Here is an 11,610-nt window from a genome sequence, read left to right as displayed (position 1 = left end):
TTGATTTTAGAGTATGCTAGAAGCTATATAAGCATAATGTTGCTTATCGTGAGTGGTGTCACATTAATAGGAAACGTAAGGTACTGATTACATGGGATGTTCGTGGTAGATTGGTGGCTTACTGTTCTAAGGCAGGGGCGGTAGCGTCGGGGAGTTATAGGTGCGTGGTGCGGGCTAATATATGTTAGCTGCATTACGAAATATGAGTCAGTCTGAGAATGTATAAGTTAGAAATCTTTTGTAAGCCAGAACAGCAAGATATTGTTTTGAGTATTCTGCATGAGAGTGGTGCAGACAAAATAGGTAATTATGATCACTGTTGGGCTATTGGCTCTGTTACTGGTTCTCATCGTGCCTTGGCTGGTTCAAATCCGATATTTGGAGTCAAAGGAACTGTAGAAAATTACTCCCTCATAAAAGTCGAGATTAACGTAAGTCGAGATATGGTCAAACCAATCGTGGAACAACTCAAGACATGCTTAGGTTGGGAAGAGCCTATGGTCAATATCTTCAAAATCCACAACGCAGAGTTTGGCCTATAGCAGCTAACAAATTGTTCAAGCAGACAGCTAACGCTTGGCGATTTTGGTTTGAATTGAGTTTAGTGATTCCGGTGGCTTTGTTTGGGTGCAGTGGCAGTTAGCTGCTACTTAACAAGGCGTTAGCTTTCTCGGTTAAGTTCATTGGAGTAGGTGGTCATCGTTCTAGCTTTACACCTGCTCGTCAGTGCCAAATCGCAAAACCGCGCGTGCTGTTTCTTTTGCTTGGAAAGGGCGTAAATCGACTTCGATTATGGTGCACTTGGCAGTCAGCTTTAGCGCAAGAGCCGTGAGTCGCCTTTAACTATCGCCATCTTTGGCAGCAAGTTGGTGGACAGTTCAATGCTTCTGTATTAGGTGCGTCAGCGGCGTCAGTTTTGGAGTGTTTCTTTAAGATCTTGGTGCCAAACGTCGGCTTCATCGCACGGAAAAAGCTAACAAATTGCTCAAGCAGACAGCTAACGTTTGGCGATTTTGGTTTGGTTGAGTTCAGTGATTAAGGTGGCTTTGCTTGAGTGTTGTGGTCGTTAGCTGCAACTTAGCAAGGCGTTATGCGCTAATAGGAAAAACGATGAAAGGAGTTCAATAAGTGGTTACTTGTTACCTAAGATATATCATTGATCCATCAAAGGTTAGTGAATTTGAAGAATACGCGAAAATGTGGATCCCACTCGTAGGGAAGTTTGGTGGGCAACATCACGGCTATTTCTTACCTTCTGAAGGTGCTAATAATGTGGCCTTAGCTTTGTTTTCATTCCCAAGTCTCGCAGCTTACGAAACATATCGTACTGATTCTTTTAAAGACAAAGAGTGTATTGCTGCTTTTCAATTTGCTGAAGATACAAATTGTATCATTAGCTATGAACGTAGCTTTTTCAGACCAGTGCTCGACTAACCACACGCATAACAAATTGCTCAAGCAGACAGCTAACGTTCGGCGATTTTGGTTTGGTTGAGTTCAGTGATTACGGTGGCTTTGCTTAGGTGTTGTGGTCGTTAGCTGCAACTTAGCAAGGCGTTAGAAAACTAGGAAAGTACGGATGATCAAGGAAGTTGGAAGCACAGTAATTCAAGAGTTTCACAAAGCCCAATGTCATTGTGGTTTAGTTGAGTTTGAGCTGCACTTGCCACAGGGCATCGAAAAGCCAAGGCGTTGCGATTGCTCGATATGCCGTCGTAAAGGAGCAATAGTAGCCTCAGTAAAATTGGATGGTATTCGTATTTTAAAAGGCAAAGAACATTTAAAACTTTATCAATTCAATACGAATACAGCAAAGCATTACTTCTGTTCAAACTGCGGCATTTATACACATCACCAAAGGCGTTCAGACCCAAGTGAGTACGGCTTTAACGTGGGGTGCTTAAACGGGGTAAATCCCTTTGATTTAGGTGATGTTGTAACAAATGATGGGGTTAATCACCCAGCGGACAAATAGTTTTCTAACAAATTGTTCAAGCAGACAGCTAACGTTTGGCGATTTTGGTTTGGTTGAGTTTAGTGATTACGGTGGCTTTGTTGGGGGGAGTGGTAGTTAGCTGCTACTTAACAAGGCGTTAGCTTTCTCGGTCAAGTTCATTGGAGTAGGGGGTCATCGTCCTAGCTTTACACCTGCTCGTCAGTGCCAAATCGCAAAACCGCGCGTGCTGTTTCTTTTGCTTGGAAAGGGCGTTAATCGACTTAGATTATGGTGCACTTGACAGTCAGCTTCAGCTTAGGATCCGTGAGTTGCCTTTAAGTATCGCCATCTTTGGCAGCAAGTTGTTGGAGAGTTCAATGCTTCTGCATTGGGTACGTCGTTGGCGTTGGTGTTGGAGCGTTTCTTTAAGATCTTGGTGCCAAACGCTGGCTTCATCGCACGGAAAAAGCTAACAAATTGCTCAAGCAGACAGCTAACGTTTGGCGATTTTGGTTTGGTTGAGTCCAGTGATTAAGGTGGCTTTGCTTGAGTGTCGTGGTCGTTAGCTGCAACTTAGCAAGGCGTTAGCTTTCTCGGTTAAGCTCATTGGAGTAGGGGTTCATCGTCCTAGCTTTACACCTGCTCGTCAGTGCCAAATCGCAAAACCGCGCGTGCTGTATCTTTTGCTTGGAACGGGCGTCAATCGACTTCGACTATTGTGCACTTGGCAGTTAGCTTCAGCGCAAGAGCCGTGAGTTGCCTTTAAGTATCACCATCTTTGGCAGCACAAGTTGGTGGAGAGTTCAATGCTTCTGCATTGGGTTCATCGGCGGCGTTGGTTTTGGAGTGTTTCTTTAAGATCTTGGTGTCAAACGTTGGCTTCATCGCACGGTAAAAGCTAACAAATTGCTCAAGCAGACAGCTAACAGTTGGCGATTTTGGTTTGGTTGAGTTCAGTGATTAAGGTGGCTTTGCTTGAGTGTTGTGGCAGTTAGCTGCAACTTAGCAAGGCGTTAGCTTTCTCGGTTAAGTTCATTGGAGTAGGTGTTCATCGTCCTAGCTTTACACCTGCTCGTCAGTGTCAAATTGAAAACCCGTACGCGCTGTTTCTTTTGCTTGGAACGCCCACAAATCTACTTTATGTATGGTGCACTAGGCATTCAGCTACAGTGCAAGAGCCTTGAGTTGCCTTTAAGTATCACCTTCTTTGGCAGCAAGTTGGTGGACAGTTCAATGCTTCTGCATTAGGTGCGTCAGCGGCGTTGGTTTTGGAGCGTTTCTTCAAAATCTTGGTGCCAAACGTCGGCTGCATCGCACGATAAAAGCTAACAAATTGCTCAAGCAGACAGCTAACAGTTGGCGATTTTGGTTTGGTTGAGTTCAGTGATTAAGGTGGCTTTGCTTGAGTGTTGTGGCAGTTAGCTGCAACTTAGCAAGGCGTTAGCTATCAATGTACTCTCACGCGAGTTGCGGCACCTTTTAAGTGACGTCATAGCCAAAAACAAAAGCCATTTGATAAAACCCTTGGAAAACAAAGCTACTATCCTCATAATTTTTATTCGTTATATCAATGAATTGAAAATGAAGGAAACTATGACTGATCTTGTAGGTGACCGTTTTGAAGCGCCAACTGTAGAACTTTGGTGTGCTAGAGATGAGTTAATGTTAAAACTCAACTCAGAAGCATTTATGCTAGCGAGACAAGCAGTATCGAAAGGAAAGCACTATAGTTACGGCTCAGAAAATGAAGGGTACTTTCAGCATCAGCACCTTATATGGGAGCTTGAGGGCACTTATCGGTGTGGAAACTGGTTAGCTTCAATTTCCATGTCTGCTGCTGTTGTCGAAACGTTTTTAAGTAGTTACCTATCAAAAGGGAATAAATCAGAACAATTTCTTAAGTCGATAGCTTTTCCAAACATGCAAGATTATAAAGAGTTAATTGATATGCGTAACTCAATAATGCACTTACGTAATCGTAGTTTTATAAAGTCGGCATATAACAAACCAGACAAAGAGTACTTTGATATGGCGACAAGGTTTCTTTGGTTGACGTACTTTCTCAAAGATTACGTACTGTTTTTCTTCCATAGCGATGATAGCTAACAAATAATTTAAGAGTGATTCAGCACGCTTGGCATTTTTGGTTTGAGTTAAGTTCAGTGATTACGGTGCTCAAGTTAAGTGTGGTGGTCGCGTGCTTCACACCTTAATTAGGCGTTAACTGGCTAGGAGGGTGACGTGAATTCGTATACAAAGCATCATATACATAAATTTTTTGATAAGTATCTAGAACGTGAATTCGACCAAGATGATGTCGCTTTGTTTATTGTTTTGGTTAGGGATTACACCCCAAAACCAAGCATATTTCGAGAGTTAGGAGATTTCCTGGCTCATCCAGAACAAAAAGATTGTGGTGTTGTCATTAATAATTTCAAGCCAGTAACTTCATATTTTGAACGAAAAACTGAGCATGTAATGGATGGTGGAAAAATTCCGATGAGACGACCATCAGGCTTAGGTGTGCTTGAAGATGTGCAACAAAGTTTAGGGGCTATTTTTAAGGAAGTTGAAATTACAGGCTTTGTGAATGATAAAAATGATCCTTCTTTTCGCGACTTTATTTTTTGTCTAATTTTTTTGCTTAGTAACTTTAGGTTGAAAATTAAGAATCAACTTGTTGATATGAATGTAAAATTTGGAAACTCATTAAGCTTATCAGTCTCTTACGAAAGTTCGAAATTTGAGCGAAACTATATATCTTTAACTGTACTCTGGCTAAATGCTGTTTGGGTAACTTGCCCTAGTGGATTTAACGAAGAACTGAAAGGCTATATTGCACGTAGATTTTCTAATGGTCTCTTAGGTGCCATTCCATATGAAGCAGATACCAATAGCCTCTCAACGAACATGGAAGATATACCACAAAATCAAATCTGGCCTTTAGTTGACAGGCGAGTAGCCAGTTAACAAGTTGTTCAAGCAGACAGCTAACAGCTGGCGATTTTGGTTTGATTTGAGTTTAGTGATTACGGTAGCTTTGTTTGAGTGTAGTGTTAGTTAGCTGCTACTTAACAAGGCGTTATGCGCTAATAGGAAAAACGATGAAAGGAATTCAATAAATGGTTACTTGTTACCTAAGGTATGTCATTGACCCATCGAAGGTTAGTGAATTTGAAGAGTACGCGAAAATGTGGATCCCACTCGTAGGGAAGTTTGGTGGGCAACATCACGGCTATTTCTTACCTTCTGAAGGTGCTAATAATGTGGCCTTAGCTTTGTTTTCATTCCCAAGTCTCGCAGCTTACGAGACATATCGTACTGATTCATTTAAAGATAAAGAGTGTATTGCTGCTTTTCAATTTGCTGAAGATACAAATTGCATCATTAGCTATGAACGTAGTTTTTTCAGACCAGTGCTCGACTAACCACGCGCATAACAAATTGTTCAAGCAGACAGCTAACAGTCGGCGATTTTGGTTTGATTTGAGTTTAGTGTTTACGGTGGTCTTGTTTGAGTATGGTGGTGGTTAGCTGCTACTTAACAATGCGTTAGAAAGGTTGCTGGAACATAAAGCAAATGGTAGTAATTGGTTCGTCGTTCGCTGATGCGGTGAGCACAATCTAAGCATCAAATTCGTGTTGGTCATCGCAGTTTCTTTGGTGTTGTCGCCATTTAGTTTTGGCGCAAGGGTAATATGCCATTGTATTTGGTCACATCCAACTCGTTGTTCTAGTGGCAATTACCTTCACCGAGAGTTATACGGGTGGCTTGTTCTAGCAAACCTCAAGTGTAAACAATGTTGAAAGTATGCTCTAGTTAAGAGCAACGTGCAGCAACCCAGTTGCTTTGAGTTTAACGGCAGTAGTTGCTTTGTCAGTGTTGTAAGACGTTCGTTCACGGCGAGTGAGTTTCTAACAAGTTACTCAAACGGACGCCATACGCTTGGCGCTTTTGGTTTGGAGTTGCGTGCGCTTGGTTAGTTAGTCGCAAGCGCCGCTTAGTAAGGCGTTATATTTTTAGGAGGCTTCAGTGGATCATGAACTGAAAAAAGAAATCGGAAAAATTGAAAAGCTGAAGAAAAACAAGAAATTCGAGTGTCTTTTTCCACATTGTTCAAATATGTCAATTGGCTCGCATTCACAGCAGAGAGGTGGACAACTCAAAGTCATAAGTAGAAATGACGAAGTCTATGCGATGAACTTCAATATGTATGAGGTTTTAACTAAAGGAGAAAGTGCATTTTCCTTAATTAAGACTCGGATTAAGAATGCTTCGATATACCCAGGTTTCTGCCAAAACCATGATGGACAGGTTTTTGCTCCGGTAGAAAAACGCCCTCTCCAGGTTGATGATTCTCTTCAAGCAGCAACGTTATTTCTCAGAACAATTACATATGAAGTTACTAGGAAAAAATTGGTACACTTCAAAACTCAGAAAATAATCGAAAATTGCTCCAAGTTGCTCCCCGAAGAAGTCTTGAACCATTTTAAGCTTCAAAACTTAGGGCGCAAAAAGTTCATAGAGAATGACTTACCGTTCTACCTTGACAGAGCATACTCTGTCTATAATTCACCTGACTCGGGAATAATTAAAACTAAATGGGTTGTTATAGACAAGGTCATCAAAGCTTCTAGCTGTACGGTTTTTTCACCGATGCGAGATGCTAATGAAAGGTTTCATCATCAAGCAATGGCTTGTCCTCAAGTTATGTCCACTTTTAACCTTATTCCAACTGATAATGAAACCCATGTCGTTGTTTCTTGGTTAGCTGAACATCATGATGATAATGAATGGATTGACGGGGTAATGGAAACAGAACTCGAAAAGTTCATCAACTATGTAGCGATTTGTGAGTCAGAGGATATTTGTTTGGGACCAGACCTTTGGGACTCCATTGATATCTTCACTCGAGAGAGGGTTCATGAAGCAATTCACCATGAATTACATCGCGGTCCCCTTGATGAGATACCAAATGTAATCAAAATATAACAAAGCATTTAAGACGGATTCTCAACGCTTGGCAATTTCAGCCTAGGTCAGCTTCAGTGCTAAATGTGGCAAGGTTTAAGCTTGGGTTGTCGCGTTGTTCACCACTTAATGCGGCGTTAGCTTTCTCGGTTAAGTTCATTGGAGTAGGGGTTTGTCGCTCTAGCTTTACACCTGCTCGTCAGTGCCAAATCGCAAAACCGCGCGTGCTGTTTCTTTTGCTTGGAAAGGGCGTAAATCGACTTCGATTATGGTGCACTTGGCAGTCAGCTTTAGCGCAAGAGCCGTGAGTCGCCTTTAACTATCGCCATCTTTGGCAGCAAGTTGGTGGACAGTTCAATGCTTCTGCATTAGGTGCGTCAGCGGCGTCAGTTTTGGAGTGTTTCTTTAAGATCTTGGTGCCAAACGTCGGCTTCATCGCACGGAAAAAGCTAACAAATTGCTCAAGCAGACAGCTAACGTTTGGCGATTTTGGTTTGGTTGAGTTCAGTGATTAAGGTGGCTTTGCTTGAGTGTCGTGGTTGTTAGCTGCAACTTAGCAAGGCGTTAGCTTTCTCGGTTAAGTCAATTGGAGTAGGTGTTCATCGTTCTAGCTTTACACCTGCTCTTCAGTGCCAAATCGCAAACTCGCGCGTGCTGTTTCTTTTGCTTGGAAAGAGCATCGCTTAACCTCGAGTATGGTGCACTTGGTTGTCAGCTTCAGCGCAAGAGCCGTGAGTTGCCTTTAAGTATCGCCATCTTTGGCAACAAGTTGGTGGAAGGTTCATTGCTTCTGCATTGGGTGCGTCGGCGGCGCCGGCTTTGGAGCGTTTCTTTAAAATCTTGGTGCCAAACGTCGGCTTCATCGCACGCAAAAAGCTAACAAATTGCTCAAGCAGACAGCTAACAGTTGGCGATTTTGGTTTGGTTGAGTTCAGTGATTAAGGTGGCTTTGTTTGAGTGTCGTGGTAGTTAGCTGCAACTTAGCAAGGCGTTAAGTTTCATCAAAGAAATGTGGCAGTAAATTAACCGTATTCTTTGTTGTCATAGGTATTTGTCTGGTGCAGGTTCAGCAATTTTCGGTTTCCAATCTCTTAATATCTTTGGGTTGCTTCATTTAACTTCAGGGTTGGATTGTTGTTAGGCTTGTCGTCCTAAGTGTCGCTGGAAATGTAATTGCCAATTGAAATTGAATGTTGTTTTTTGTTTCGTGCATTTGGTGGTCAGTTTGGTCTGTGCCGTGTGAATTGGGTCATAAACTCCGTTAAATCAACCAGTTCATTGCCAAGTAAGATGCGCGTTTATGGTAAAACTTAACAAGGCGCTCAATTTGACAGCTAACGCGTGGCATTTTCGGTTTGGTTGAGTTTTGTGTATACGGTGGTCAGGTTGTGTGCGGTATTGCGTTAGCTGCAACTTAGCTTAGCGTTAGCTTTCTCGGTTGAGTTCATTGGAGTAGGTGTTCATCGTCCTAGCTTTACACCTGCTCGTCAGTGCCAAATTGAAAACCCGTACGCGCTGTTTCTTTTGCTTGGAACGCTCACAAATCTACTTTGTGTATGGTGCACTAGGCATTCAGCTACAGTGCAAGAGCCTTGAGTTGCCTTTAAGTATCACCTTCTTTGGCAGCAAGTTGGTGGACAGTTCAATGCTTCTGCATTAGGTGCGTCAGCGGCGTTGGTTTTGGAGCGTTTCTTCAAAATCTTGGTGCCAAACGTCGGCTGCATCGCACGAAAAAAGCTAACAAATTGCTCAAGCAGACAGCTAACAGTTGGCGATTTTGGTTTGGTTGAGTTCAGTGATTAAGGTGGCTTTGCTTGAGTGTTGTGGCAGTTAGCTGCAACTTAGCAAGGCGTTAGCTTTCTCGGTTAAGTTCATTTGAGTAGGGGTTCATCGTTCTAGCTTTACACCTGCTCGTTAGTGCCAAATCGCAAAACCCCGCGTGCTGTTTCTTTTGCTTGGAAAGGGCGTCAATCGACTTCGATTATGGTGCACTTGGCTGTCAGCTTCAGCGCAAGAGCCGTGAGTTGCCTTTAAGTATCGCCATCTTTGGCAGCAAGTTGTTGGAGAGTTCAATGCTTCTGCATTGGGTACGTCGGCGGCGTTGGTTTTGGAGCGTTTCTTTAAAATCTTGGTGCCAAATATCGGCTTCATCGCACGGAAAAAGCTAACAAATTGCTCAAGCAGACAGCTAACAGTTGGCGATTTTTGTTTGGTTGAGTTCAGTGATTACGGCGGCTTTGCTTGAGTGTCGTGGCAGTTAGCTGCAACTTAGCAAGGCGTTAGCTTTCTCGGTTAAGTTCATTGGAGTAGGGGTTCATCGTCCTAGCTTTACACCTGCTCGTCAGTGCCAAATCGCAAAACTGCGCGTGCTGTTTCTTTTGCTTGGAAAGGCTATCAATCAATTTCGCGCTTGGTGCACTTGGCAGTCAGCTTCAGCGCAAGAGCCGTTAATTGCCTTTAAGTATCGCCATCTTTGGCAACAAGTTGGTGGAGAGTTCAATGCTTCTGCATTGGGTGCGTCGGTGGCGTTGGTATTGGAGCGTTTCTTTAAAACCTTGGTGCCAAACGTTGGCTTCATCGCTCGCAAAAAGCTAACAAATTGCTCAAGCAGACAGCTAACGTTTGGCGATTTTGGTTTGGTTGAGTTCAGTGATTAAGGTGGCTTTGCTTGAGTGTCGTGGTTGTTAGCTGCAACTTAGCAAGGCGTTAGGTGACAGGAGGTAGCTTGAAGTCATTTATACTGGGTATTCTGTATGCGTTGATATCGATAGTTCTCATTGGCGCTATTGGGCGTTGGTTAGTTCCATATTTGGAATCAATCGCTCTGGTTGATTACGTAGCATTCTGTGGTGTTTTTGCGATTGGTATAGCCTATTTAGCTTACGACGGTAGCAGCCCCGCCAATCAAGATGTCATGTCATTAATTACTCACCGTGAATTAGTCAGCCGTGACATAGATGCTCAGGATAGACATAACCAAATCAGCTTTACTTTTTCGGTGGGTATCGCCGGCATTTTGTTGCTATTAGCTAGTGGCTTAATGGTGTGGTTGTCGTGAGTGATATCACCTAACAAATTGTTCAAGCAGACAGCTAACGTTTGGCGATTTTGGTTTGGTTGAGTTTAGTGATTACAGTGGCTTTGTTTGAGTGTAGTGGCAGTTAGCTGCTACTTAACAAGGCGTTAGGCATCTTTTCGAACCTAAGGGAGTAGGTATGTCGAAATTATTAGTTTACTTAACTGCGCTATTCTTTTTGCTCTACGGAGCTATTTTTGCAGTGTTCCCGGTAGAAATGGCAAACTTAATTACAGGCTCAAGCCCTAATTCTACCTCAGCGACTATTGATTTTAGGGCTACGTATGGTGGTGCCCAGTTTGCAGTCGGTCTTGCTTTGATACTCGTCCTCAAGATTAAGCAAGATGTAACTTTGGCTTTAGTCATTGTAGCTATTACATTGTTATCTATGGCGTTTGGTCGTCTAATTGGTATCTTGCTTGATGGTCAACCTAATACACTAATGTATGTTTATTTAGTTGCAGAGTTACTTTTTGGGTCATTGGCTCTATACCTCAGAAAGTCAGAGGCACCGGAAGCCAATGCCTAACAAACTGTTCAAGAGGGATTCGCAACGCGTGGCATTTTTACTATGCGTTGGTTTAAGTGATTAAGGTGGTATGCGGCGGCTTCGATATTGCGTTGCTCACCCCTTAACAGGGCGTTAGTTTTCTCGGTTGAGTTCATTGGAATAGGTGTTCATCGTTCTAGCTTTACACCTGCTCGTCAGTGCCAATCTGCAAAACCGCGCGTGCTGTTTCTTTTGCTTGGATAGAGCGTCGCTCAACTTCGAGTATGGTGCATTTGGTTGTCAGCTTCAGCGCAAGAGCCGTGAGTTGCCTTTAAGTATCGCCATCTTAGGCTGCGAGTTGGTGGAAAGTTCAATGCTTCTGCATTGGGTTCATTGGCAGTGTAGGCTTTGGAGCGTTTCTTTAAGATCTTGGTGCCAAACGTCGGCTTCTTCGCACGAAAAAAAGCTAACAAATTGCTCAAGCAGACAGCTAACGTTTGGCGATTTTGGTTTGGTTGAGTTCAGTGATTACGGTGGCTTTGCTTGAGTGTCGTGGTTGTTAGCTGCAACTTAGCAAGGCGTTATACGAATGGAAGCAAGCATGGACTTTAACGATTTAATACCAGAACTACTTGTGACCGATATTGGTGTAAGCGAAGAATTCTACACTGCCGAGTTGGGTTTTAGTGTGGCTTTTCGACGAGATGGTTTTGTTTTCTTATCATTCAACAGTACCCAACTAATGATCACTCAACTAAAGTCGGATTCTTGGGTAAATGGAGAACCTGTCGCTCCTTTTGGCCGTGGTATGAACCTAACATTCAAAGTTACGTCGGAGTGGCTTGATTCAATGGTATTTTCTCCAAATGATGTCTTCTTACCGCTGCAAAGTGAAAATTATCAAACTGGGGATGTGGAGACTGTTGTTAGGCAAACCATAGTGAAAGACCCTGACGGCTACTTGATTCGTTTTATCTGTCAAAGCTCAGCGTGAGCAATCGTATAACAAATTGTTCAAGCAGACAGCTAACAGTCGGCGATTTTGGTTTGAATTGGGTTTAGTGATTAAGGTGGCTTTGTTTGAGTGTAGTGGTAGTTAGCTGCTACTTAACAAGGCGTTAGGTAACTAGGAGTGA

The 11,610-nt window shown here is 42.9% G+C and carries 12 protein-coding genes; 11 read left to right on the top strand and 1 reads right to left on the bottom strand.

What is annotated here, in order from left to right; all coding sequences use genetic code 11:
- Window positions 1–218: 218 nt before the first annotated feature.
- The 3 genes from AAA946_RS09180 to AAA946_RS09170 all read left to right on the top strand — a co-directional run bounded on the left by AAA946_RS09180 (window position 219) and on the right by AAA946_RS09170 (window position 1,975).
- On the top strand, window positions 219–542 hold the full coding sequence (locus AAA946_RS09180; RefSeq protein WP_338164585.1) for a hypothetical protein: 324 nt from the start codon (window positions 219–221) through the stop codon (window positions 540–542).
- A 586-nt stretch (window positions 543–1,128) separates the two neighbouring features.
- Window positions 1,129–1,434, top strand: coding sequence for an NIPSNAP family protein (locus AAA946_RS09175; RefSeq protein ID WP_338164554.1), 306 nt, complete (start codon window positions 1,129–1,131; stop codon window positions 1,432–1,434).
- Window positions 1,435–1,582: 148 nt separating this feature from the next.
- On the top strand, window positions 1,583–1,975 hold the full coding sequence (locus tag AAA946_RS09170; protein ID WP_338165811.1) for a GFA family protein: 393 nt from the start codon (window positions 1,583–1,585) through the stop codon (window positions 1,973–1,975).
- Window positions 1,976–2,698: 723 nt separating this feature from the next.
- Here the strand turns inward: AAA946_RS09170 and AAA946_RS09165 are convergent.
- Complete coding sequence (locus tag AAA946_RS09165; RefSeq protein WP_338164584.1) at window positions 2,699–2,821, bottom strand: hypothetical protein; 123 nt, start codon at window positions 2,819–2,821, stop codon at window positions 2,699–2,701.
- 708 nt (window positions 2,822–3,529) lie between these two features.
- Between AAA946_RS09165 and AAA946_RS09160 the strand changes: the two genes are divergently transcribed.
- From AAA946_RS09160 to AAA946_RS09125, 8 genes are all read left to right on the top strand, one after another.
- Window positions 3,530–4,042, top strand: coding sequence for a hypothetical protein (locus tag AAA946_RS09160; RefSeq protein ID WP_338164583.1), 513 nt, complete (start codon window positions 3,530–3,532; stop codon window positions 4,040–4,042).
- A 135-nt stretch (window positions 4,043–4,177) separates the two neighbouring features.
- Window positions 4,178–4,906, top strand: a complete 729-nt coding sequence (locus tag AAA946_RS09155; RefSeq protein WP_338164582.1) for a hypothetical protein — start codon at window positions 4,178–4,180, stop codon at window positions 4,904–4,906.
- Between the two features lie 152 nt (window positions 4,907–5,058).
- Window positions 5,059–5,364 (top strand): NIPSNAP family protein, encoded by a 306-nt coding sequence (locus AAA946_RS09150; RefSeq protein ID WP_338164581.1) that lies wholly within the window; start codon window positions 5,059–5,061, stop codon window positions 5,362–5,364.
- A 605-nt stretch (window positions 5,365–5,969) separates the two neighbouring features.
- Window positions 5,970–6,929 (top strand): hypothetical protein, encoded by a 960-nt coding sequence (locus tag AAA946_RS09145; protein WP_338164580.1) that lies wholly within the window; start codon window positions 5,970–5,972, stop codon window positions 6,927–6,929.
- Between the two features lie 2,345 nt (window positions 6,930–9,274).
- Complete coding sequence (locus AAA946_RS09140) at window positions 9,275–9,565, top strand: hypothetical protein (protein WP_338164579.1); 291 nt, start codon at window positions 9,275–9,277, stop codon at window positions 9,563–9,565.
- Window positions 9,566–9,633: 68 nt separating this feature from the next.
- Window positions 9,634–9,966 carry a hypothetical protein gene (locus tag AAA946_RS09135; RefSeq protein WP_338164578.1) on the top strand — a complete coding sequence of 111 codons (333 nt, stop codon included), beginning with the start codon at window positions 9,634–9,636 and terminating at the stop codon, window positions 9,964–9,966.
- A 157-nt stretch (window positions 9,967–10,123) separates the two neighbouring features.
- Complete coding sequence (locus AAA946_RS09130; protein ID WP_074050579.1) at window positions 10,124–10,513, top strand: DUF4345 domain-containing protein; 390 nt, start codon at window positions 10,124–10,126, stop codon at window positions 10,511–10,513.
- A 562-nt stretch (window positions 10,514–11,075) separates the two neighbouring features.
- Entirely contained in the window at window positions 11,076–11,468 is a 393-nt protein-coding gene (locus AAA946_RS09125; protein ID WP_338164577.1) for a VOC family protein, read from the top strand.
- The last annotated feature ends 142 nt before the right edge of the window (window positions 11,469–11,610 follow it).

The sequence above is a fragment of the Vibrio sp. 10N genome (assembly GCF_036245475.1).
Classification (GTDB): Bacteria; Pseudomonadota; Gammaproteobacteria; order Enterobacterales; family Vibrionaceae; genus Vibrio.
This window is presented reverse-complemented; position numbering and strand designations above follow the sequence as displayed.

Coding starts and splice junctions, on each gene's coding strand:
- AAA946_RS09180 (WP_338164585.1), top strand. CDS start 219: ATGTATAAGTTAGAAATCTTTTGTAAGCCAGAACAGCAAGATATTGTT.
- AAA946_RS09165 (WP_338164584.1), bottom strand. CDS start 2,821: ATGAAGCCAACGTTTGACACCAAGATCTTAAAGAAACACTCCAAAACC.
- AAA946_RS09160 (WP_338164583.1), top strand. CDS start 3,530: ATGACTGATCTTGTAGGTGACCGTTTTGAAGCGCCAACTGTAGAACTT.
- AAA946_RS09150 (WP_338164581.1), top strand. CDS start 5,059: ATGGTTACTTGTTACCTAAGGTATGTCATTGACCCATCGAAGGTTAGT.
- AAA946_RS09130 (WP_074050579.1), top strand. CDS start 10,124: ATGTCGAAATTATTAGTTTACTTAACTGCGCTATTCTTTTTGCTCTAC.
- AAA946_RS09125 (WP_338164577.1), top strand. CDS start 11,076: ATGGACTTTAACGATTTAATACCAGAACTACTTGTGACCGATATTGGT.